Annotated in this window: 25 protein-coding genes; 6 read left to right on the top strand and 19 right to left on the bottom strand. The window is 65.1% G+C overall.

All coding sequences use genetic code 11. The features are described 5' to 3' along the window. Window positions 1–141 precede the first annotated feature (141 nt). Together IU448_RS08845 and IU448_RS08850 are read left to right on the top strand one after the other, a co-directional pair. Window positions 142–525: a hypothetical protein gene (locus tag IU448_RS08845; protein WP_195054899.1), complete on the top strand. Its 384-nt coding sequence runs from the start codon at window positions 142–144 to the stop codon at window positions 523–525. Beyond that, complete coding sequence (locus tag IU448_RS08850) at window positions 522–1,109, top strand: hypothetical protein (RefSeq protein ID WP_195054900.1); 588 nt, start codon at window positions 522–524, stop codon at window positions 1,107–1,109. Before IU448_RS08845 ends, IU448_RS08850 begins: the two co-directional genes overlap by 4 nt. A gap of 92 nt (window positions 1,110–1,201) precedes the next feature. Here IU448_RS08850 and IU448_RS08855 read toward each other — a convergent pair whose 3' ends face one another. The 14 genes from IU448_RS08855 to IU448_RS08920 form a co-directional block, all read right to left on the bottom strand. Next, window positions 1,202–1,975, bottom strand: a complete 774-nt coding sequence (locus IU448_RS08855; RefSeq protein ID WP_195054901.1) for an ESX secretion-associated protein EspG — start codon at window positions 1,973–1,975, stop codon at window positions 1,202–1,204. A gap of 126 nt (window positions 1,976–2,101) precedes the next feature. Next, window positions 2,102–3,232: a hypothetical protein gene (locus IU448_RS08860; RefSeq protein WP_228812081.1), complete on the bottom strand. Its 1,131-nt coding sequence runs from the start codon at window positions 3,230–3,232 to the stop codon at window positions 2,102–2,104. Next, a complete protein-coding gene (locus tag IU448_RS08865) occupies window positions 3,229–3,702 on the bottom strand; it encodes a hypothetical protein (protein WP_228812082.1) in 474 nt (157 codons plus the stop codon). Before IU448_RS08865 ends, IU448_RS08860 begins: the two co-directional genes overlap by 4 nt. Window positions 3,703–3,739: 37 nt before the next feature. Beyond that, window positions 3,740–4,291, bottom strand: coding sequence for a DUF3558 domain-containing protein (locus IU448_RS08870; RefSeq protein WP_324188550.1), 552 nt, complete (start codon window positions 4,289–4,291; stop codon window positions 3,740–3,742). A 337-nt stretch (window positions 4,292–4,628) separates the two neighbouring features. Further along, window positions 4,629–5,699 (bottom strand): hypothetical protein, encoded by a 1,071-nt coding sequence (locus IU448_RS08875; RefSeq protein WP_195054903.1) that lies wholly within the window; start codon window positions 5,697–5,699, stop codon window positions 4,629–4,631. Continuing rightward, window positions 5,696–6,331, bottom strand: coding sequence for a hypothetical protein (locus tag IU448_RS08880; RefSeq protein ID WP_195054904.1), 636 nt, complete (start codon window positions 6,329–6,331; stop codon window positions 5,696–5,698). Before IU448_RS08880 ends, IU448_RS08875 begins: the two co-directional genes overlap by 4 nt. Beyond that, the gene (locus IU448_RS08885; protein WP_195054905.1) at window positions 6,328–7,644 is read right to left on the bottom strand and encodes a hypothetical protein; all 1,317 of its coding nucleotides are present in this window, start codon (window positions 7,642–7,644) and stop codon (window positions 6,328–6,330) included. The genes IU448_RS08880 and IU448_RS08885 overlap by 4 nt, the downstream gene beginning before the upstream one ends. After that, window positions 7,580–8,116 (bottom strand): hypothetical protein, encoded by a 537-nt coding sequence (locus IU448_RS08890; RefSeq protein WP_195054906.1) that lies wholly within the window; start codon window positions 8,114–8,116, stop codon window positions 7,580–7,582. Before IU448_RS08890 ends, IU448_RS08885 begins: the two co-directional genes overlap by 65 nt. A 51-nt stretch (window positions 8,117–8,167) precedes the next feature. Further along, entirely contained in the window at window positions 8,168–9,040 is an 873-nt protein-coding gene (locus tag IU448_RS08895; protein ID WP_195054907.1) for an aldo/keto reductase family oxidoreductase, read from the bottom strand. A 124-nt stretch (window positions 9,041–9,164) separates the two neighbouring features. Next, the gene (locus IU448_RS08900; protein WP_195054908.1) at window positions 9,165–10,061 is read right to left on the bottom strand and encodes a DUF2268 domain-containing protein; all 897 of its coding nucleotides are present in this window, start codon (window positions 10,059–10,061) and stop codon (window positions 9,165–9,167) included. A 388-nt stretch (window positions 10,062–10,449) separates the two neighbouring features. Next, window positions 10,450–11,814 carry a magnesium transporter gene (gene mgtE / locus IU448_RS08905; protein WP_195054909.1) on the bottom strand — a complete coding sequence of 455 codons (1,365 nt, stop codon included), beginning with the start codon at window positions 11,812–11,814 and terminating at the stop codon, window positions 10,450–10,452. A 296-nt stretch (window positions 11,815–12,110) separates the two neighbouring features. Continuing rightward, a complete protein-coding gene (locus IU448_RS08910; RefSeq protein WP_195054910.1) occupies window positions 12,111–12,644 on the bottom strand; it encodes a hypothetical protein in 534 nt (177 codons plus the stop codon). A gap of 7 nt (window positions 12,645–12,651) precedes the next feature. Beyond that, a complete protein-coding gene (locus IU448_RS08915) occupies window positions 12,652–13,383 on the bottom strand; it encodes a hypothetical protein (protein WP_195054911.1) in 732 nt (243 codons plus the stop codon). After that, window positions 13,380–14,177, bottom strand: a complete 798-nt coding sequence (locus IU448_RS08920; RefSeq protein WP_195054912.1) for a MerR family transcriptional regulator — start codon at window positions 14,175–14,177, stop codon at window positions 13,380–13,382. Before IU448_RS08920 ends, IU448_RS08915 begins: the two co-directional genes overlap by 4 nt. A 368-nt stretch (window positions 14,178–14,545) precedes the next feature. Between IU448_RS08920 and IU448_RS08925 the strand changes: the two genes are divergently transcribed. Beyond that, the gene (locus IU448_RS08925; RefSeq protein WP_195054913.1) at window positions 14,546–15,571 is read left to right on the top strand and encodes an LLM class F420-dependent oxidoreductase; all 1,026 of its coding nucleotides are present in this window, start codon (window positions 14,546–14,548) and stop codon (window positions 15,569–15,571) included. Here IU448_RS08925 and IU448_RS08930 read toward each other — a convergent pair. Then, the gene (locus IU448_RS08930; RefSeq protein WP_195054914.1) at window positions 15,558–16,061 is read right to left on the bottom strand and encodes a carboxymuconolactone decarboxylase family protein; all 504 of its coding nucleotides are present in this window, start codon (window positions 16,059–16,061) and stop codon (window positions 15,558–15,560) included. The genes IU448_RS08925 and IU448_RS08930 overlap by 14 nt on opposite strands. 76 nt (window positions 16,062–16,137) lie before the next feature. On the opposite strand from IU448_RS08930, the gene IU448_RS08935 reads away from it, so the two are divergent. Beyond that, window positions 16,138–16,620, top strand: a complete 483-nt coding sequence (locus tag IU448_RS08935; RefSeq protein ID WP_195054915.1) for a MarR family winged helix-turn-helix transcriptional regulator — start codon at window positions 16,138–16,140, stop codon at window positions 16,618–16,620. A gap of 67 nt (window positions 16,621–16,687) precedes the next feature. Here the strand turns inward: IU448_RS08935 and nrdE are convergent, their stop codons facing one another. The 4 genes from nrdE to IU448_RS08955 all read right to left on the bottom strand — a co-directional run bounded on the left by nrdE (window position 16,688) and on the right by IU448_RS08955 (window position 20,746). Continuing rightward, window positions 16,688–18,847: a class 1b ribonucleoside-diphosphate reductase subunit alpha gene (gene nrdE / locus IU448_RS08940; protein WP_195054916.1), complete on the bottom strand. Its 2,160-nt coding sequence runs from the start codon at window positions 18,845–18,847 to the stop codon at window positions 16,688–16,690. Continuing rightward, window positions 18,844–19,296 (bottom strand): class Ib ribonucleoside-diphosphate reductase assembly flavoprotein NrdI, encoded by a 453-nt coding sequence (gene nrdI / locus IU448_RS08945; RefSeq protein ID WP_195054917.1) that lies wholly within the window; start codon window positions 19,294–19,296, stop codon window positions 18,844–18,846. The genes nrdE and nrdI overlap by 4 nt, the downstream gene beginning before the upstream one ends. A 43-nt stretch (window positions 19,297–19,339) precedes the next feature. After that, a complete protein-coding gene (locus IU448_RS08950; protein WP_195054918.1) occupies window positions 19,340–19,570 on the bottom strand; it encodes a redoxin NrdH in 231 nt (76 codons plus the stop codon). Window positions 19,571–20,176: 606 nt separating this feature from the next. Continuing rightward, window positions 20,177–20,746: an NAD(P)H-dependent oxidoreductase gene (locus IU448_RS08955; RefSeq protein WP_195054919.1), complete on the bottom strand. Its 570-nt coding sequence runs from the start codon at window positions 20,744–20,746 to the stop codon at window positions 20,177–20,179. A gap of 208 nt (window positions 20,747–20,954) precedes the next feature. Between IU448_RS08955 and IU448_RS08960 the strand changes: the two genes are divergently transcribed. Together IU448_RS08960 and nadE are read left to right on the top strand one after the other, a co-directional pair. Beyond that, window positions 20,955–21,560 carry a TetR/AcrR family transcriptional regulator gene (locus IU448_RS08960; protein WP_195055140.1) on the top strand — a complete coding sequence of 202 codons (606 nt, stop codon included), beginning with the start codon at window positions 20,955–20,957 and terminating at the stop codon, window positions 21,558–21,560. 11 nt (window positions 21,561–21,571) lie between these two features. After that, window positions 21,572–22,396 (top strand): ammonia-dependent NAD(+) synthetase, encoded by an 825-nt coding sequence (gene nadE / locus IU448_RS08965; protein ID WP_195054920.1) that lies wholly within the window; start codon window positions 21,572–21,574, stop codon window positions 22,394–22,396. The last annotated feature ends 162 nt before the right edge of the window (window positions 22,397–22,558 follow it).

Here is a 22,558-nt window from a genome sequence, read left to right on the forward strand (position 1 = left end):
GTGCCCTGGGAGTCGTGCTGGGCAGATACACCAAACCTGCGAAGGCCCCTCATCGAGATATTCCAAGCCTCTGACGTGCAGCAACATAACCACATGCCCGAGAGACACGGAAGCCGTTGGCGCAAAGGAGCATTACCGCGGATGCGCAGTACCGGCCGAGCGAACCGGACCTGGTTCGGAATCAACGCGAATGGGTTGGCGGCCCCAGCGCACACCGGTCCGCGCAGTGGAGCATTCGCCGACCGGACCATCACAAGGTTCCCGCGCGCGACACATCCGGCAGATCAAGGCACCCGGTACACCGAGGTCGACGGCTGGTCGGCCGCATGGCGCTGCGATCGCGCGAGTATCCGCATCCTCCGGGTGCGCTTGTCGTCCGGCGCCCCGGTCGAGCTGTCGATAGTCGGCCCGTACATTCCGGACCTGGCCGAGATGCGTGAACGGTTCCCCGAGCACACCCGTTTATGGGATGCGATCCGCCACGAGTTCTGGGCGAATGCCATGCCGGAAGGCCGCACCGGATGAGTACCATCCAGTATCCGGACGACGAATCCATCGCGGAGATCACCGCGCACTATCTGCTCGCCATGCCCGCTGGACTGTTACCCATGCTGTACGGCTTCCGGTTCGACGGCCACTCGATCGACACCGACTGCGTACGAGTCGAATTGGATCACGATCGCAAGGCGGACGAGCCTAATCCGCTTCACGTGAAAGCAGCCCAACTACGAACCATTCTCGGCGCCGGCATGTTCGGATTCGGATTCGTCTTTCCGGTGTTCGCCGATCAGCTGGACCCGAGTGCGAATAACCGCCATATTCCCGAGCCGGTCCGGACCGTGGCCGACCGGTTACCCGACACCGAGGACCTGATTGCGGCCGTCATCATCGACGCAACAGGTCGGCAATGGTGGGCGGTCGTTCGCCGGCACGTCCCCGACCTGGAACCGATCCTCCTCCACCTGCCTGCGACCCCACCGGAGAGCTGGCGGATCCCCGAAAGCCTGGATGCTTCCCTGTGGACCGCCGCGCTCGCCCTCGACGAGAACAACCATGCCGCGCTGCTACGCCTGGGTACCACGCACCCGGATTCGAGTTCGGCCCGGTGAGCGCCGTAACGGAAGGACACGGCGGCGACGGCCGGCGTTCGCGCGCCGGCGGCGGCAGATTTCGAGCAGCGGAACCCGCGCTGCCGGGCAGCTCACCAGACGTCGGCGCGTTCCTCTTCCAACCGCTTCCAAGCGAAGTCCAGCCACGTGCTGAAATGCCGGGTGAACTCTGCCGGTGTAGCCGGACGCACCGTCACATGATTGCCACGCTGTTCGGTGTAGCGGCCGTCGCCGGTGATGTCGTACCACTCCAGGGTGCGAATCGGATCCGTAGCCGCGTCGTACCGCCCGATACGCAGGACCGCGCACCCTCCTCCATCGGCTTCCCGGCCGACCAGCCGCCGGTACGCGTCACGCGAGCGAGTACGCCGGGGATCTTCGAACTGCTCCGTGCGCGGTTCGAGATCGCCGGGATGAAAGGTCGCTGGTTCAGCGGACCCCGGTGCGCAGCCGGGCAATGCGGAGACCAATCGGGCCGCAAGATTCTCCGGACGGAACAGTCGCAGCTGGATGGAACCGAAATCGTCTGCGTTTCCGGCCTGGGTCAACGTTACGGCATGGGCGTCCGTGCGGGCGCCGATGATTCGGTAGTCACGCATATCAGTACGTCCGGTGCTGCGTTTGTGCGCAACGGTGCCGCCGAATATTGCGATACGCATTCCCGATGTACCCAGCGTGTCCAGCGCCACCTGGATCGCGGCGCGCTCTTCGCGCGAATACCGTTCCCGCACTGCGACCCGATGCGCGCGGAGTTCATCGTTGAACGTGAATCGGCTGGTGTAGCGCAGCGGGCTGGGAAATCTGTCGTAGGCGTCGCTGTACCACAGCGCTGCGAAATCGTCTTGCTCCCAGGTCCACTCGGACATCTGTCGTTCCCTTTTCCAGATCCGAAACAGCGCTTCCGGCAAATCGGCAATGCCCGGGCGCGCCCGCGCCGGAGGAGGCGCTCCCGGTGGCCGGGCGATCCTCGGCCCTATCGAAAACCGCCGCAATTACTCCGGATTGGAGCCGATCACGCCGCCCTCGATGGTCGGGGGAATATCACCCAAGAGTTCGTCGGTATTCTCCTGATTGATCAGGTAGTCGGGTATCGAGCGGTTCGATTCGTCGTCCTGGCCGCCGCCCCGACCAGCGCCCGCCCCTCCCATGGGCATACCGGTCATACCGCGTGTTCCGGCTGCCGTGGTCCCGGTGGCGGCAGCGACACCAGCCGGGCCGCCAGGAGCAGCGTTCGGGGCACCAGGGACCGTACGCCCCGGCCCAGGGGTCTCTGTTCCAGGCGGTGCGCCACCCGGCGAACCCGGCCCGGTGGTGACCCCAGCCGGCGTCGTGCCTGCCGGAACCGTGGGCGTGGTCGGTGGTTGGGTCCCGGCCGGTGCGGTAGCTGTTTCACCCGGAGATGTGGTGGTCGATGGGGTCGTCGGGTCGTCCCCGGGAGTTTTGCTCTGCGTCTCTTCCTCGGTGGTGCCCGGCGTTTCACCGGTGGGGGTTTCGCCGGGCGCGGTGCCGTTGGGGTTGCCCGAGGGGTTTCCCGTATCGGTGTTGTAGCCGCCGGGCGGGGGTGCGGGGATATCGGCGGTCGAGGTGGGGCCGATCGGGACGGGAATCACCGGGATCTGGGTATCGAGTGTCCCGAACGGTTCAACGTATCGGCTCTTCATCGCCTCACGCGCTTCATCGGTTCGCCGACTGATCTCTTCGTCGTGCCAGAACCCGTTCCACGTCCTGTTTACCCAACTATCTCCGGCGTCCATCGGTTCGGGGATGCCCTTTTTCGTATTCTCGATGGAAGTAGCTGCACTGCGAACACCTTGTGACAGCATTTCGAGCGCGGGGGTCACCGGACGGGCATGCTTATCGATGTAATTCTTGATGGCTTGTTTGGCCTGTTCAGCGGCCGGGCCGGACCACGCCTCGGCAAGCGATGCCTCAGCAGATCGGACAAAGGTCTCGACGCCCTGCTCCCACAGGTTCCGCATCTGCCAATACTTGTCGGCCTGATCCGTCGCGTCTTTGATGACGAGCGGACTGAACGCCCTACTGATCTTGGGGTGGTCCCAGCCTTCAGGAACCTCCCCGCCGCCGGAAATGATCGGTTTCTCAAAGTCGGGCACGTTGTTCACCTGGTGGATCCGTCAGGGAGGATATGTGGGCCGGGAGTTGGTCCGACTGGCGGACGTTCGGGTAGCGTGGCGCTCAGCGCGTTGTACGCGGCCGCCCATTCACTATCGGCCTGCATTATCCGATCACGCATGCTCCGGTAGGTATTCTGAATATCCTCGACGATCTTGAAGTGCTGATCCATGATCAGGTGCACACTGTTGCCGTCCGGCGCTCCCATGGCTTTCACCTTGTAACGACCCACCATTGCACGCGCAGAATACAAATCATCATTGGCCTCCCCCAACCCCCAGTGGGACTGCTCCCCGATCTCCTTCGCAAGGTTTTGAATCGTCCGGATCGTGATTTTGAATGTCTCACAATCGCGGTCAAGATAGATGAACTCCTCCGGAGACATCTGAACTGAAATCTGTCCTTCGTTCGCCGCTGCAAGCATATTAGCCATCGGCCGCGGAGCTGGCTCGTCACTCATAGTATCTCCCTCCCTGGACGCTGAATCCAACGAATCGCTATACGCCCGCGGGAATCGACGGCTCAACCTCGCCAGCCAGCTCCCTGGCCAGATCACAGGAATCCAGATGCCCCGTGTCAGGGGCGGACGCCGGGTTGGTCAACCGGAATTGCAAGCTACCACCGGCCATTTCTACATTGACGTAGCAGGACTCTTCCGGGTTCCCTTCCGACCTCCTCGTGGACAGAGCTTGCCGGGAGCCGAGCGTAAATTCTTCGGTCTCGGGGAAAGCTTTATCCCGCACCATATCGAGGGTGAGATTCGTCGTCTGGATACCCACCGCATACCCGTCCGCCGAGGCCCAGATACACCCTCGCCACTTCGCTCCGCCAGATAATTCCGTATCGTCCGGGGTCGGCATTTTCAAGCCTTCCGCGTCAAGCACGCTCTTCGGCACATCTGTACAAGGGTTGAACCCGGCAGGTACGTCCGGCGCCATACTCGGAGCGACCGGAGCCGAAGTCCCCTCGGTGGACGATTCACACCCCGTCATCGCCAGCACCGCCCCGCTGACCAGCGCAACCAGCAACCGTCGCGTCCCCGCGATCACCAATGCCGACCTCCACCGCCGATGACCACTATTCGTCCGACCCCGGGGAGGACCGGCGTCTCCGCCCCCTGCTGCCGGCTGGGCAGACGTTACCGACGGTCACGAACCCGCGCAACCGCCGCACCGGTCCGGCCCGCACACCGCAATCCAGCAAGACTGCACAACCGACCCACCCCGGAGCAGAACAGCGAGCTGATCCATCATATCCACCGGAACAGCACCACTCCCCGGCCTGCCGCATTACCGCCACCCGGCAACGAGGTGCTTATCGTGCGGCCGGCCGGAGCAGAGCGCCGAAAAACTGTGCCGTTCCGAAGAACCGGATGACTCGGTCAGCTCAGGTGTCGATCGCTGCGGCCGATGCCGCGGAACCCACCTCATCGAGATCGTCACGCCGAATAGCCGGGAGCAGGTACCTCTTCGGCTCGTCCGGTCCGGGAACATCCGAGAATGTCACCACGCACAGCGGTAATGCGATGGACAGGTAGAGCCCGACGAACCATGCCCCTGTCAACCTCCCGAACGTCGGAAACCTCAGCGTCTCGGGGTCGAGCACATAGAGACCGAATACCGCCTTACCGAGCGTGGTTCGGGCCACGGATTGGAGCAGCACCCGGTCGATGAACGAGGCACCGGCCCAGGCCCCGAGGAGCGGAAGCACCGCGCGCCCGAAATCGAAGTCGAGGGCGATCAGCGCATGTGCCGATGCCGGCTTGGTCACCGCAAGGGCAGCAGCGATTCCGCACCCGAAATGGATCAGTACATCCAGGCAGAACGCGGCCGATCGTCCGGCCCGTCCCGGTCGGAGGCTCGGGGGCAGAGTCACCGGAAGTTCGGGTTTCCTCGGTTTCGGCACGATGCCGGTTCGCTTTATGGGCGAACCGAATACATAGAGCGGATACGCGCCACCGGGGCGAGCGATCACACCGCGACGCAGCGGATCGCCGGCGAACCACACATGAGTGGACTTCTCGTCCACGACCGCGCGGCGCTGCCGACCCGAGCTGCTGATGGTGAGCCGGGAGATCCGCGTGTTCTGGGCGTCGCGCAATACGATCGTCTCGGTGGGATCGCACTGGTAATCGACTCGCAATACGACCCATGGATGGGTTCGCAGAATGCGCTGGATCCGGCGTTTACGCCACATGTAGAACGACGTCAGCGGCCCGAGAAAGAACAGCAGGATGCACAGCACCATCCCGTACCCGGCCATGCGACGCGCCAGGGCCGGATACTCGGAATCGCCGAGCTCGATGCACAGAACTACGCCGGGGACGGCGAGCACTCCCCCGATCAGCCCGAACCACAGCAGGACCAGTCGACCGAAACCATTGCTGCCCACGGCGGCCGATGTATCGGGATACGAAATCGCCGGCGCCGAGGTCGGCGTATCAGCTGAAACGTTCATAGCCTGAGAGAGGAATTCATGGCACCGTTGACGGTGCCGGGGCGGAAGGAAACCGAACGAGCCGCATCGATGACCATCCGTCGGAACTGTGGTCCTTCGGCGACGAAACTCGTCGATAGTTGTACTGCGGCGAGGGCCTCGCCCTTATCGGATGGCACCAGCGCTTCCAGTTGATAAACCTCGGCCCGCCCATCGGACGGAGGCGCCCCTGCGATCGCGGGATCCGGCAACTCCGCCACACGCTCGGTGACCAGCATCGGCCTACCGTCCACACTTCCGAGCCAGGAATCGCCTTTTTCACCGGCAGCGGATCTCGACTCGATCAGATGGGCGAGAGTGAGGCGAGGGTTTCCCTTCTCGCCGTCGGTTACACATACCGCGAGTACCGAGGTGACGGTCGCTCCGCCGGTAGACAGGTGGCGGCCTATTCCGCAGTATCTGGTGTCCCTGACGGCCAGCCCGGTGAGAAGGGCCCCTGCCGCCGGTAGCACAACCGCTCCCATCGTCTTCGCCTGCGGCGCCGGCAGATCCCGAATTATGCTCTCGGCCAGACGCAGCCGCTCAGGGATATCGGTCAGTGGCATCTCCATGTAGCCCTCGGGAATCGAAAGTTCGATCGAAATATTCGTCATTCGAGGTAATTTCCGATCACTTCCCCGATCGATGTCATCCCGAGTCCGGCTTTGGCGCTCCTGGATACGAGTTCGATCCCGGCCAGGGCATCGCCTCCACGCTGGCCCAGTTCGCCGAACTCGGTGAGCCATACTGTCGCCGAATCGGGTACAGGGATCGAGTTCAGTCCTTTGGACATGAGTCCCGGGGCCGCCGCTCCTTCTGCGAAGGCCTTTGAAACTGCGCCGAGGTCGCCGGCCGCGTTGAGAGCTTGGACTCCTTTGACAGCACCGGTCACACCAGGAATTACGCTCAGTGTGTCGAGTCCGACAGTGAGGCCGACCTTCTTCAATGCCTCTCCATTCCAGTTGCCGTCGAGCGCATCACCGGTGAAGTCACCGATCGCCTGCCGTACTTCGGGGTCGAGGAAGTCCGTAGCCAGAGCCCCCGCACCGGCCGTCAACGCGATGATTCCGAACACCACATCCGCCGGTGGCGGCGTCACCAGCGCCAGGAGACCTGTGACCGCGGAAACTCCTGCCAGGACATCGTGGATCTCCTGCCGGTGTTCGCTGATCCAATCGCCGATCCCTTCGATAGCATCAACCAACTGATCCCAAATGCTCTTATCGGGTTCACTCGGGGCATGATTCGCTGCAGCAGCGTCGAGATCTGTGGCGATTCGCTTGGCCAGGGTGTTGTGATCGCCCTGCAGCGTGGCTGCCCGTTGCCGGATGGTGGTGAGCTCATTGTTCCAATGGTTGAGAGTATCGGTCGCGGTCCGGACGGCCGTGGCTGCAGCGTCGAGACGCGCCTGCGCGCTCGCCAGAGCAGACGGGTCGTCGAAGGTCTTGTCGGCGAGTTGCAGGTCCGGGTTGGCTTGCGCCTGGCGTAGGGCTGTGGTGGCCTGGGTCTGCTGGCCGACCGCGTTGGCGGCTTCGATTTCCAGAAGCCGGGCGGCGTCCTGGAAGGTGACGAGGTTCCGGTGCCACTCGTCGAGGAGACCGACAGCCTCTTCCAGCGACGACTGGGCATGGCCGAGATCTTGGGCGAGCGTCGCATCGAAACTCGCCCGGAAAGCATTGCCCGCTTCGCCTTTCCAGACCTCATCGTTACTATTGCGAAGCCTGGTCAGGACCGCATTCGTATCTCGAATCGCCGCGGCCGCCGCATCGATCCGTGTGCGCAGCTGATCAACGTCGGCGGGAAGACCGGGACCGGGTTGAAACCCAGGTTGGGATAGGGGTTTTCGGCCACAGAAACGTAACCTATACAGTCGGTTGACTTGCAGTGGTATTCCCGGTCTCCGCGAGCGCCAAGGCCACCACGTCATCGAGCTGCCGGTAGGCATTCGCACAGGCCGTTATGCCATCGGCTGTGACCGTGGCCGCGTCGCCGATCCGTTCGATGCCGAACTTCCATCGTGTCCGAAAACTGTCTGCGGCGTCGTTGAGCTCGGGCGTGCCGATATCACCATGCCCGTCTTCGCCCATCGATGCCATCGCGTCCGTGAGTACCTGCTCGGCCCCGCGTACCGACTGGGCCGCCTTGTCGAGCAGATCGATATCCACCTGGAGCGGCGAACTCATTTTCCCCCCTTCATGAAGGCCACACACCATCAGACGCGCGCCCGGCCCGATCAGTTGATGACACCGATCGTCCGTCTTGCAGGAGGTCTGGCGTGCCCCCTGATTGCCGGCTCGGCAGACATTACCGACGCTAACGACGCCACGCAACAGAACAAACGCGCTGAGGGATTCGCGAAGATCTGGTATCCGATCGACGAGACACGCACCGAACAGCATGGATCGCGATAACCCCGCAGGACGGTGAGGTAACCGACCGAAGCCGACGGACTACTCCGCGATCCTGTTCAGGGCAGCGAGGTCGTCGGCGGTGAGCGTGATTGCCGCGCCGGCGAGGTTCTCCCGGAGGTGAGCCACCGACGAAGTGCCGGGGATTAGCAGGATATCCGGCGACCGCTGCAGCAGCCAGGCCAATGCGACCGCCATCGGCGTCGTATTCAGGCGGGCTGCGACGGCGGAAAGCGTCGAGGATTGCAGAGAGCTGAAACCGCCGAGCGGGAAGAACGGCACGTACGCGATGTTCTCGCGGGCGAGACGATCGATCAGGTCGTCGTCGTGCCGGTGCGCGAGGTTGTACATGTTCTGCACACAGACGATCGGAGTGATCTGCTGCGCCTCGGCCACCTGCTCGGCGGTCGCGTTGCTCAGGCCGAGGTGCCGGATCACTGCCTGCTGCTGAAGATCGGCCAGCGTCTCGAACGATTCGGCGATCGAACCCGATTGCGGTCCTGCGGCATCGCCGAGGCGGAGATTCACCAGGTCCAGCACGTCGAGCCCGAGGGTCTCCAAGTTTTCCCCGACCTGGCGGCGCAGCTCGTCGGGTTGCCGTGCCGGCGGCCAGCCGCCCTGCTCATCCCTGTTCGCGCCGACCTTCGTCACGATATGCAAGCCCTCCGGGTATGGGTGCAGGGCTTCGCGAATCAGCTGATTGGTGACGACGGGCCCGTAGGCGGCGCTGGTGTCGATATGGGTGATGCCGAGATCGACCACCTCGCGCAGAACCGCCAGCGCTCCGTCCCGGTCTGCCGGTGGCCCCATCACGCCGGGACCGGCCAGTTGCATCGCCCCGTACCCGAGCCTGGTGACGGTGAAATCTTCCGATGTCCAGGTACCTCCGGGCAGTGTTGCCGGTGTGACAGGCACGCGTCGACCCCATCCTCGCGGTCTCGTTCTCCAGGGCTCGGCGGCCCTGGCCACGAGTGTCGGGCAACAGGGTTACCAGAAGTAAGTAGGCACCCCGAAGTGCGTAACGCACCTGAGCGACCCGCTACCGGGGCCGGCCGGCCCGCGGCAACGCCGTGGCGATGATTTCGGCACTGTCGGCGTGCAGGGCCTGCGCCGCGGTCTTACCGGTTTCCGCGAGATAGGCATCGGCCAACCTGTTGCCGGCCGAGTAGCCCGCTCCCGTCGGCACTCCGACCGGGGTCACGCCCAGATGTTCGGCGATGGTGTCGCCGTGCACCCACGCCGTGAAGTTCTGCATACCGGTGACACCCAGTCCCGAAATGACTTTCGCGAACGCCTCGTCGTCGTGCAAGGTGGGCACCCCGAGACGGGCGTAGCCGAGTTCGTCACCATAGAGTTCGCGAGCGAAAGCGTCGGCCAGGCCCTCGCCCACCACATGCTCGCCGACGGTGACCGCCATCGGATCCCACACCACACCGCCTGGGCTGTAGCGCAGGTTGTGGTGGAGTTCGTGCACCGCGGTGCATTCCAGCCGTTCCAGGTTCTCCGGGTAGGGCCACAATGTGATGGTGATGTAACCGGAGATTCCGCCGAAGCCGGTGACGCCGAGGCTCGGGACCATGAAATTGGTGTCGCCCGGGTCGCCGAGGACCAGAAGCACGGTGATGTCCGGGGCCTGGAATCCGGGTGTCGCGGCGAGCAGTACCGCCGCCGCCTCGTCGACCGCGCGCTGCATACGCTGCCAGGCGTCGGCCGCCGCGAGCGTTTCGAGGGCGTCGAGGCAACGCTGCTCGTCGCGGTCGAGCGGGAATCCGGCCGACTGCCGGTGGAACGCCACCAGATCGACCTCTCCCGGGAAGTACCGGTACATCCCGGTCGTCGGTTCGAGCATCGCCCGCAGCAGGTCTTCGCGGTCGGCTACCGGTGCTTGCAGGACCTTCTTCATTGCCGAGTAGGAGTCGAGAACAGTGATGGTCACCGGGCCGACGGTAAACCCTGACGTCGCGTGAGGCGCAAGTCGCGAACCGACGGCCCGAGACGGGCCGAACACTTCGGGCCGGCACCTGCGGTGATTATGCGCCGTATTCGCCGCATCGAAGACGACTGGAGTTACAACTTGCTGGGCAAACCCGCCTCACTGTCACCGCCGGCGCGGCGCTGGCGGTCGTCCGAGATGCCTGGGCGCTGGTCGGGCAGAGCGAATAGGGCCGGGCCGTGCGGCGTCGGCGGTAATCGCGCCGGATACTGCGGTATAGCGCCGGGTATTGCGGTAGACAGAGCCGCTTCTGTAGATAGGCTCGAATCAGTGACTATGCATTACGTAGGTTGAAACCCTACGTAATGCATAGGCACGCGCGGGTACACGCTCAGATTCCCAGGACCAGTTTCGCCGTGGTGAAGTAGATGATCAGCCCGGTCGCGTCCACGAGAGTGGTAACCATCGGCGCCGATACGACCGCCGGGTCGATCCGCAACCGCTTGGCCAGCAGCGGCATGGTGCCGCCGATGGTGGCGGCCCAGGCGCAGATCAGGATCAGCGTGACTCCGACGACCACCGCGACCTTCGGGCCCACGAACAGGCCCCCGATCACCAGGCCGACGACGGACAGCATCCCGCCCAGTACCAGGCCCACCCGGCATTCGCGCCAGATCACCTTGAACAGGTCACCACCGCGGACCTCCCCCACCGCGACCGCGCGCACGCAGGCGGTGGCGGCCTGGGCGCCCGCGTTACCGCCCGCGCCGATCAGCAGCGGAATGAACAACGCCAGCTGGGCTGCCTGTTCGAGGGTGGCCTCGAAGAAACCGGTGACGCTCACGGTGAGGGTCGCGGCCACCAGCAGCAGCATCAGCCACAACGCGCGATAACGGGCGAGCTGGAAAACGCCCGCCGCCATGTAATGGCCCTCCCAGGGCGCCGAACCCGCCTGTTTGGCGACGTCCTCGCTGTCGGCCGCTTCGATGACCTCGACGGCGTCGTCGATGGTGAGCAGCCCCACCAGGCGATCCTCGCTGTCGACGACCGGCAGGTTGATGTCGTTGGTTTCGCGCATCAGGCGCGCGGCCTTCTCCGCCGAATCGGTGGCGCGGACGAACGCGGGTTCGGTGACCACCAGGTCCGCGACCATCGTGTCCGGGCCGGTGAGCACCAGTTCCCGCAGTTCCACGATGCCTTGCAGGCGGCGCCCGGCATCGACCACCGGCAGGGTGTACACGGTTTCGGCGTTGCCGCCTTTGACCCGTACGATCCGCAGCGCATCGGCGACGGAGAGGGTACCCGGGATCGCCACCACCTCGGGGGACATGTACCGGCCGACCGACCCCTCCGGGTAGCCCAGCAGCGCGGCGGTCATGCGCCGGTCGCGGGGGCTCAGCCCGGCCAGCACCTTCTTCGCCACCTTGGCGGGGGCTTCGCGGAGCATGCGGGCGCGATCGTCGGGGGCCATCCCCTCGACGAGTTCACGGAAGCTCTGATCGCGTAGACCCTGCAGGATCTGCTGCTGATCTACGGGTTCGAGTTCTTCGAACACCGCCAGCGCCAGATCCTTGTCCAGCAGGCGGAATGCCACACCGGCCTCGACCGCGTCCATGCGCGCGAGCTCGTCGGCGATGACGTGCGGCGGATGATTGTCCAGCCAGTGCAGCGCGGCGTCGACGCGATGGCTTTCGACCACGTTCTGGAGGGATTCCGACAGCGTCGTCGGCGCTTCGATGAGTTCGATCTGCGACATGAGAAGTCCTCGGCACAGCGTTGATTTGCGAGTGATTCGAAAGAAGTCACACCGCGTGGCGCCGAGCCGGACCGCTCCGCAGACAGATATCGCTAGCGGAAACGCGGACGGACGGCGCCGCGCGGCCTTCGACTAGGAGGTTCGCTATGCATTGCGATACCACCTCCTTCTCGGGCGCTGGCGCGCAGTTACACGCCGCTCATCCGGATCAATAGTCTATGAATGCGAACGCATCCTTGTGCAGGATACATCCCCGGGCCGGAAAGCTCGCATCGCAACGTTCGTCACACGGCGTTTCACACACTCGGGCGTGTCTGCCGGGTCACCGGCGGCAAGGTGGCAACGACCGCAGCCTCGGCTTCCGGCCACGACGGGGTGTGGTGGACCCACTGCGGCACCGGCCCGGACTGGATCCCGAACAGGAACAGATGTGGCACCAGGCCGCGCAACGCCTCCTGCACTTCGAGACGGTCGTCGATCATATGGGTGATACCCAGTTCAGCGCAGTGCCCCGCTTTGTCCGCGCGTTCACGACAGAAGCGCACATTCTCCCGGGGCACACCGGTGTGCCGGTAGAAATCGTGGTGGTCGAGCCATTGCCTGGTGCGCTGCTGGACACGGGGCCCGCATTTGGAGATCACCCAGGCCCGCCCGCCGAAAGATGCCACCAATCGGGCCAGCGCCTCGAAAGCGCCGTCGGTGGGCGGGGTTTGCATCGCTTCGGCATCACCACCCGCCAGGAAAGTCGTATCGGCACCGCCGTCCGGAAGAGCCGCCCCCTGGATCACTCGGCCGAAATCGACTCCGAGCCTCGGTTTTCGTGTATTCATTTGCACTTCAGTGTGCGCTGCCGGACGCCACCCGGCCAGTTCTTTGCCGGGGCGCAGCCGTAGGCGGCGTGCGGCTCTTCTGGCTTTTCTCCCGGCTCGGCCGAGCATCCGCGGCCGGCGCGGTGCTCGGCACGGTCGGCCGGGAGCTCGGCGCGGGGGTCGGTGCGTTCAGCGCGGTGCGCAGCGTGGCGGGGTCGTCGAGGAAGAGGCTGATCCGGGTCGTCTCGGCCATGATGCGGCCGCTGGGTAGCAGCGAGTCGATGTGCACGGCGACGGGGTCGCGCAGGGTCAGGTCGGCGTTGGTGCCGTCGGGGCCCGCGAGGAACAGTCTGCCGCCCTCGAACGCGGCCGCGGTGTGGTTGTAGCGGCGGCATTCGGCGACCGCCGCGACGCGCTCGCGTGGTATCCGGGCGACCACGCGGCCGGATCGGCGCAGCACTACCTCCTGTCCGGTCACATAGTGCGGATAGGCGATATCGGCGACGACCACAGCGAACAACGGCACCAGCGACCACACCGACAGCGCGGCCAGCGTGACAGCGAGCCACGCCCAGGGGATCAGCAGATGCAACACGCCTACTTCGATCAGAGTCGCCGCGAGGAAGGCCGACGGCAAGGCGAGTACGCCGCGGGTGGCGGTGAGCGGCTGCTGCTCGCGACTGTCGCGATCGGTGGTGCGGCGCAGCCACAGCCACAGGCCGCGGTACAGGCGGGCTCGATTGCGGAGCAGTCCGGTCACGACGGTTCCCCGCTGGTGTCTGTCAGCAGTTGCATCGCGCGGCGGACCGCCTGGCGTTGTGCGGGGTCGGGCACGAGGGTGTCCTCCGACAGCGACAGTCCGTCGTGCGGGATATTCGCTGTCGCGGCGGCCACGCCGGCGAAATCGAGCCGCCGCAACTGTCCGGCGATATCCTGCGCCAACTGCTCGATCAACTCGGCGGACTGTGCCACCGGGCGGCCGTGCAATCGTTCCCAGCCGCGCAGGAGCCGGCGGTAGTCGGTGCGGGCGGCCGGGTCGTCGAGGGCGCGAGTGAACCAGGTGAACATTTCGGCGGGTGTGTCACCGGAGAGGGAGAACATTTCCAGCATGTCGCGTTCCTGGTCGAGCGCGGCGCGCTCCGCCTCGTCGGCGTGCTCGCGGGCCCGGTCGAAGGCGTCGGCGACCTCGTCCGGGAGTGCGGTCAGGCGGCGGCCGGCATCGACGGCGGCCAGCATGCGGGCCACGCCTTCCTGTTTGCGAGTGAGCTGGGTGATGCGCTGGGTGATCTCCTCGTGCAGCGCGGCGAGATCGGCCCGCAGGTCCTCGGTATCCGAGGCGCCGTGCTCGTTGGCGAAGACGGCGGCCACCGCGCCGAGCGGCAGACCGTTGCCGGCGAGCCAGCGGATGCGCATGAGCCGGGTCAGTTCCGCCATACCGTAGTCGCGGTAGCCGTTGTCGGGGCGGACAGGCTCCGGGAGCAGGCCCAACCGGTGATAGTGGCGGACGGCGCGCGGAGTCGTTCCGGCAGCCGCGGCGATTTCACTGATCCTCATGTCGCCAAGCGTGCGGTGTGACGCTACGTCGCAGTCAAGGCAGGCCGGGAACCACAGCCGGCATGGTTCCCGCAGACCTCGACCGCTACCGGGTCGAATACGCTCGGCGCACCCGAAGGAGTTCGGCCACAGCGCGCTGAACAATGCCGGCGACAAGCGCATCGGCCAGTTCATCACTGGATACCGCCGCAGCCCATCGACACCGCGGAGGCTGCGGGGCACCGGATACCGGGCCGGGCTTTCTTACCCACGATGCCCGCTCCCGCGCGTCGGCGACGACGGATTGCCCGAATGCCGTTCGGCCGACAGAGTGGAGACCGAGGTGTTTCTCATGCGGCCCGCGGGGGCCGGAAACGGAGGAGGGTGCTGTGCGCTTCGGAATCTTCATCCCCCAGGGCTGGCGGCTGGATCTGGTGGGTATCGAACCCGCCGCGCAGTGGGAGGTGATGCGGGCTCTCGCGGCGCGCGCCGATGCGAATCCGGTGTGGGAATCGCTGTGGGTGTACGACCACTTCCACACCGTCCCCGAGCCCACCGAGGAAGCCACTCATGAGGCGTGGAGCCTGATGTCGGCGTTCGCCGCGACCACCTCACGGGTGCGGCTCGGGCAGATGTGTACGGCGATGAGTTACCGCAATCCGGCCTACCTGGCGAAGGTCGCGGCGACCGTCGATCTGATCTCGGGCGGCCGTACCGAGATGGGGATCGGCGGCGGCTGGTACGAGCACGAATGGCGCGCCTACGGGTACGGCTTCCCCACCGCCGGGGAACGGCTCGGCCGCCTCGACGAGGGCGTGCAGATCTTCCGGCAGGCCTGGAGTTCGGGCACCGCCACCCTGGACGGCAAGTACTACCAGGTGAACGGTGCGATCGTCCGGCCGCTGCCGGTACAGGAAGGCGGGATCCCGCTGTGGATCGCCGGCGGCGGTGAGAAGAAAACACTGCGTATCGCCGCGAAGTACGCGAACTACACGAACTTCGCCGGCAACCCCGACGAGTTCGCCCGCAAATCGGAGATCCTGCGCGACCACTGCGCCGATGTCGGCACCGATTTCGACGCCATTGTGCGCAGCGCCAACTTCAACGTCGTCATCGGCGCGACCGAAGCCGAAGTGGAGCAGCGCAAAGCCGAGAATGTCGCGCGGCTGATCCCGGCCCTGGGCGAAGAGAAGGCCCGCGCCTATCTCGACAACCTGGCCACCGGCGCGGCCGTCGGCACCCCGGAACAGATCGTGGCGAAATTGTCCGCCGTGCGCGATCGCGGGCTGGGATACGCCATCTTCAACTTCCCGGAAGCGGCCTACGACACCAGCGGGATCGAACTCCTGGAACGGGAAGTGCTTCCGGCACTGTCCATACCGACCCCGGCGAGCCGCCGTCTTACGCAGCCCTGACCAGCCGATTTGCGAATGTCGAGATGGTATAGGTCCCGACACCCAAGACGACTTCGAGCGCATTGCGCTCGGTGTAGCCCTGCGCCGCGAAGGCATCGACCGACCGGGTGTCCACAGCCCCGGCGGTGGCCATGACTTCGAGGGTGAAGACCCGGACCGCATCGAGGCGCTCGTCGTCGAGTGCGCGTTTCTCGCGCAGAGCTGCGGCCAGTTCCGGCGCGGCGCCGAGTTTGCGCAGCTTCCCGGTATGCATGGCGATGCAGATATGGCAGTCGTTGTGGACCGCCACTGTCATGATGACCACTTCCCGCGCGATCGGGTCCAGCGTGCACTGATCGAACCGGGCGGACATATCCAGGAATCCGGTCAGCAGCTCCGGTGAGGCGGCCAACTGGGCGACAGCTTCGGGCACCACCCCGGCGTCGGCCATGGCCGCCATCGTTGCGCGCGATCCCTCCGGGGCGGTTTCGAGTGTATGCGGGGCGAACATCTCGGCCTCCTATTATGGACAACATGGTTGACGAAACGATGGTAAACCAGGTTGTCCATAATGCCAAGGCAGTGGGATGACCAGGGAAAACAGGAACCACCCCCGGGCGGGCTACGAACTCCCGCTGCTGCTCCTAGCGGGCTTCCGCACCCTCATCGACGAAGTACACGACGAACTCGCACGCCGGGGCCACCCGCAGGCGCGCCCCGCCCACGGTTTCGCTATGCAAGCGATCGGCCCCGACGGAGCGACCGCCAGCGATATCGGCCGCCGGCTCGGCGTCTCCAAACAGGCCGCGGGCAAGACCGTCGATCGCCTCATTGCCCTCGGCTACGCAGAACGCGCCGCCGACCCTGCCGACGCGCGCCGCCGCCTCGTTCGCCGCACCACACACGGAGACGACATGCTCGCTCTCTCGGCCGCGATCTTCGACCGGCTGCGTACGCAGTGGGCACAGACACTGGGCGAGCAACAGCTACGTGCGATGGAGGACGGTCTGCGCACCGTCGCCGCACCGAATGCGTTCCGGCTCGACGCGACGCGATGGCTGGGCGACTGAGCCACGAACAGCAGTGGCGCGCAACAGCTTCCGGTGCTGTTACGCGCCACTGTATTTCGCGGGCGGATCAGAGCATGCAGCTCACGCAGCCCTCGACCTCGGTACCCTCCAGCGCCATCTGCCGGAGGCGGATGTAGTAGAGGGTTTTGATGCCCTTGCGCCAGGCGTAGATCTGGGCCCGGTTCAGGTCGCGGGTGGTGGCGGTGTCCTTGAAGAACAGCGTCAGCGACAGGCCCTGATCCACATGCTGGGTGGCCGCCGCATAGGTATCGATGATCTTCTCGTAGCCGATCTCGTACGCGTCCTGGTAGTAGTCCAGGTTGTCGTCGGTCATGTACGGGGCCGGGTAGTAGACGCGGCCGATCTTGCCTTCCTTGCGGATCTCGATCTTCGACGCCACCGGGTGAATGGAACTGGTGGAGTGGTTGATATAGGAGATCGAACCGGTCGGCGGAACGGCCTGCAGGTTCTGGTTGTAGAGGCCGTGTTCCATGACCGCAGTCTTCAGCTGCCGCCAGTCGTCCTGGGTGGGGATATGGATCCCGGCTTCGGCGAACAGCTGGGCAACCCGGCCGGTTTTCGGCTCCCACACCTGATCGGTGTACTTGTCGAAGTACTCACCACTGGCGTACTTCGACTCCGGGAACCCACCGAAGTAGGTACCGCGTTCCTGCGCAAGCAGATTCGAGGCCCGGATCGCGTGGTAGACGACGGTGTAGAAGTAGATGTTGGTGAAATCCAGCCCCTCTTCGGAACCGTAGTGGATCCGTTCCCGCGCCAGGAACCCGTGCAGGTTCATCTGCCCCAGGCCGATGGCGTGCGAGGAGTTGTTGCCCTGTTCGATGGAGGGCACCGAGTAGATATGGGTCTGGTCGGAGACCGCGGTGAGCGCCCGGATCGCGGTCTCGATGGTCTGCGCGAAATCCGGGGAGTCCATCGTCTTGGCGATGTTCAACGACCCCAAGTTGCAGGAGATGTCCTTGCCCACCTTCGCGTAGGTGAGGTCGTCGTTGTACACCGACGGAGTGGAGACCTGCAGGATTTCCGAGCACAGATTCGAATGGGTGATCTTGCCGGCGATCGGGTTGGCCCGGTTCACCGTGTCCTCGAACATGATGTAGGGGTAGCCGGATTCGAACTGCAGCTCGGCGATGGTCTGGAAGAACTCGCGCGCCTTGATCTTCGACTTGCGGATCCGCTTGTCGTCGACCATCTCGTAGTACTTCTCGGTGACGTCGATATCGGCGAACGGCTTACCGTAGATCCGCTCCACGTCATAGGGCGAGAACAGGTACATGTCCTCGTTCTTCTTCGCCAGCTCGAAGGTGATATCGGGGATCACCACACCGAGGGAGAGGGTTTTGATACGGATCTTCTCGTCCGCGTTCTCCCGTTTGGTGTCGAGGAACCGGTAGATATCGGGGTGGTGAGCGTGCAGGTACACCGCACCCGCACCTTGGCGCGCCCCGAGCTGGTTGGCGTAGGAGAACGAATCCTCGAGCAGCTTCATGATCGGGATGACACCCGAGGACTGGTTCTCGATCTTCTTGATCGGCGCGCCGTGCTCACGAATATTGCTGAGCAGCAACGCAACTCCCCCGCCACGCTTGGACAGCTGCAGCGCCGAGTTGATGGAGCGCCCGATCGACTCCATATTGTCTTCGATCCGCAGCAGGAAGCACGACACCGGCTCGCCGCGCTGCTTCTTGCCCGAGTTGAGAAAGGTCGGAGTGGCCGGCTGGAAGCGGCCGTCGATGATCTCCTCGACCAACTGCTGCGCCAGCACCTCGTCACCGGCGGCCAGCGTGAGCGCGACCATGCACACCCGGTCCTCGAAGCGTTCGAGGTAGCGCTTCCCGTCGAAGGTTTTCAGCGTGTAGGAGGTGTAGTACTTGAACGCGCCGAGGAAGGTCGGGAACCGGAACTTCTTGTCGTAGGCCTGCTGGAACAGCTTCTTCACGAACGCCCGGCTGTACTGTTCGAGCACCTCGGGCTCGTAGTAGTTCTCCTCGACGAGATAGTCGAGCTTCTCGTCGAGGTTGTGGAAGAAGACGGTGTTCTGATTGACGTGCTGCAGGAAGTACTGGTTGGCGGCTTCGCGATCCTTGTCGAACTGGATCTCACCGTTGGGCCCGTACAGGTTCAACATCGCGTTGAGGGCGTGGTAGTCCATGACCTCACCGGATTCGCCGGCCCGCTGCGGGGGCTGCTCGAGCCGGGCCGTCATACCTGCTGGTGCTGTCGTTGTTGCTGCCAAAACAATCCCAATCCCTCTCGGACGCGGGCCACGTCCTCAGCGGTTCCCATGAGTTCGAAGCGGTACAGGTAGGGCACCCCGCATTTGCGGGATATCACCTCACCTGCGAAGCAGAAGGTGTCGCCGAAGTTCGTGTTCCCAGCGGCGATCACCCCGCGCAACAGGGCGCGGTTGTGCGGATCGTTGAGGAACTTGGCGACCTGGCGCGGTACGAATTCCTTATCGGAGCGAGCCGAACCCAGAACGTGCCGACCGCCCCCATAGGTGGGAACGATCAGCACGTAGGGCTCGTCGACGCGCAGCGTGTCGTCGGCGGTGCGCAGGGGAATCCGGAGAGCCGGGAGATCCAGCTTCTCGACGAATCGGTGAGTGTTCTCCGAAGCGCTGGAGAAGTAAACCAGCGTATGCGTCTCGGACATTTCACCTCCCCTGCGCCCGGCCGGAACGGGCGCGCGGTTGCGCTCAGGCGGCGACTGCCGCCAATGCCTTGATGCGGTCGGGCCGGAAGCCGGACCAGTGCTCGTCACCGGAGACGACGACGGGCGCCTGCAGGTAGCCGAGCGCCATCACGTAGTCGCGGGCATCGGCGTTCTCGGAGATATCGATGACCTCGTACTCCACCCCGGCCTTGTCGAGAGCCTTGTAGGTGGCATTGCACTGGACGCAAGCGGGCTTGGTGTACACGGTGATCATTCGAGTCCCTCTCTCCTGTGCCAATGTGCGGTGTCTCGCGGTCTCGTCGTGACGGACCGCCGCCTCCGGATCGAGCCCTCCGCGTGGCTGATCCACAGCCGGTGATTCCGTCTGCGGGGCGCGGTGCCGGCACGATCGGATGATCCTGCGCAAACTCCGAGGACCGACCTCGAAACCCCATGTCCGGGCCGGTTCCGCCCGCCGTCGGCAGGTTCTTCACGCTGCCGCCTTCGGGTACCGATGACACTACACCTAGTGGCCGACATTCCGAAACGACACGAGATGTTGCGAGTCACAAGCATGTGATTTCACGGCCGTAAGCCGCAGGACAGCGTTGCGACACGCCGCGTTCACCGTGGTCCAGATCACAACCGGGGCGATCCAGTTCCTTTTCAGCAAACGCAACAGCACCGCCTGTCACACCTGTCGCCGGAACCTCAGCAGACCCTCGCGACCCGCCCGGAACAGTTGCGGCAACCTCAACACGGCAGCAGGCCGCCCCGTCCGCGACGGGGCGGCCTGCTGCGAAGCCGGGCACACCGGCTTCCGGGCCGTGAGCGACAGCCCAGTACGATCGCACGCACCGAGGCCGGACCGCTCGTACGATCAGGCGTCGACGAGTTTCCCGCTCGCCGCATCGACCAGCGCGCGCAGCGCCTCGCCCAGCTCGCGCTGCGTCTCGGCATCCTCGCGAGGATGGTTCGCACCGAAACGATCACCCCAGGTGGCGAAGTGCAGATGCGCTTCGTCGACGATCTTGCCGCCGGCGATACCCACCGACTTGACCGCGTCGGCATGCGCCCACTTGGCAGCGTTCGGGCTGATGGACCCGCTCAGGATCGCGACCGGCTTGTCCTTGATCGCACCCGCGCCGAAGGGCCGCGACAGCCAATCGATCGCGTTCTTCAAAACCGCGGGCAGCGTCCCGTTGTATTCCGGGGTGATCAACAGCAGGCCGTCGCCGGCGTCCACCGCGTCGCGCAGCGCCGCCGCGGCAGCGGGGACCGAACCCGGCACGTCGATATCCTCGTTGTAGAACGGAATATCGCCGATACCCTCGTAGACGGAGACATCGACACCCTCCGGCGCGGTTCCCACCGCGGCCTCGGCGACCTGTTTGCTGAAGGAAGCGCTGCGAAGGCTGCCGAAGAGGACGACGATACGGGTCCGGCTCATATTCACTCCTGAGGTACTAGTTGTGTGATGATCGCACTGCCCCAGATCAACCGGACCACGGTCCGCTACATTCCCCGGAGGCCCCCGACCCGCCGTGAACTACGACACACCCTGCCCGGGCCCGGCGGACGATCCGCGCCCGGACGAGACACCTCGGCCGCATCCGGCAGACGAACTCGACCTCGCCCCCTTCCGGCCGGTCCACCGAGTGGGCCCGCCACTACCCGGCACCGCCGAACCCGCTGAACGCGCCGATGCCGCCCGCAACCGGCGGCGACTGCTCGACGCCGCCCGCGAACTCGTCCGCGCACACGGTGTGGACGCACTCACCATGGACGCCCTCGCCAAACGCGCCGGCGTCGGCAAAGGTACCGTGTTCCGCCGCTTCGGCAGCCGCACCGGCCTCATGTACGCGCTCCTGGACCATTCCGAAACCCTGGCCCAGGAAGCGTTCATCTTCGGCCCGCCGCCGCTGGGCCCCGGAGCCCCGCCCGTGGACCGCCTCATCGCCTTCGGACGAGCCCGGCTGCTCGATATCGAGGTAGAGGGCGAACTCCATCGGGCCGCCGAACTGGGCTCCCCGGAACGGCATTACTCGAGCCAGCCCTACCGGGTGCTGAAAACCCATGTGACCATGCTGCTCCGCGAGGCGGACACACCCGGCGACAACGGCCTGCTCGCCGATGCACTGCTCGGCATACTGGCAGCCGGACTCGTCCTGCACCAGCTGCGCACCCTCGGCTACACCCGCGAGCAGATCGCGGGCAACTGGGAAGCCCTGGTTCGCCGGGTCGCCGGACCGGCGGCGCAGTAGAGTGGTCCGGCATGGGAAACGTGCGTGATCAGATCATCGCCGAGCTGGGTGTACAGCCGAGTATCGACCCCAAGGACGAGGTGCGGCGCCGCGTCGATTTCCTGAAGGAGTATCTGTGCGCCACCCCCGCAAAGGGTTTCGTACTGGGTATCAGCGGTGGTCAGGACAGCTCACTCGCCGGGCGGCTGTGCCAGCTGGCCGTCGAGGAACTGCGCGCCGAAGATGCCGAAGCGCGATTTGTCGCGGTGCGCCTGCCCTACGGTGTACAGGCCGACGAGGCCGATGCCCGGGCCGCCATGACCTTCGTCGCGCCCGACGAATCCGTGGTGGTCAACGTCCGGCCGGGCGCGAACGCGGTAGCGGCCGAAGTGGCTTCGGCCCTGAAGGTCGGCAAATTACGCGATTTCGTACGTGGCAACATCAAGGCACGAGAACGCATGGTGATCCAGTACGCCATCGCCGGCCAGGAAAACCTCCTGGTGATCGGCACCGATCACGCCGCCGAAGCGGTCACCGGATTCTTCACGAAATTCGGTGACGGCGGGGTGGACCTGACCCCGTTGACCGGCCTGACCAAACGCCAGGGCGCCGCCCTGCTACAGGAACTGGGCGCGCCCGAGCGACTGTGGTCCAAGGTGCCGACCGCCGACCTCGAAGACGACCGCCCGGCACTGCCCGACGAGGAAGCACTCGGCCTGCGCTACAGCGAAATCGACGACTATCTCGAAGGCAAAGATGTCACCGCCGAGGTGGCCGAGCGGATCGAATCATTGTTCCGCAACACCCGGCACAAGCGGACGGTGCCGGTCACCCCGCTCGACGACTGGTGGCGCTGACCCGGCACCCGCTGACGGAGTGCAGTTTCGGCAACTTCGGGCCGGGTGTCGAGGCCACCCGTGATTCGGCCGCGAGCGCGGGATGACAGCGTGTCGGCCCCGGCGTCGCTCGGGTTCGGCATTCCGTGGGCCCGGACCGTGCGGCGGTGGGAAACAGCGCGC

Origin of the sequence: Nocardia flavorosea (genome assembly GCF_015477805.1) — a bacterium.
GTDB lineage: Bacteria > Actinomycetota > Actinomycetes > Mycobacteriales > Mycobacteriaceae > Nocardia > Nocardia flavorosea_A.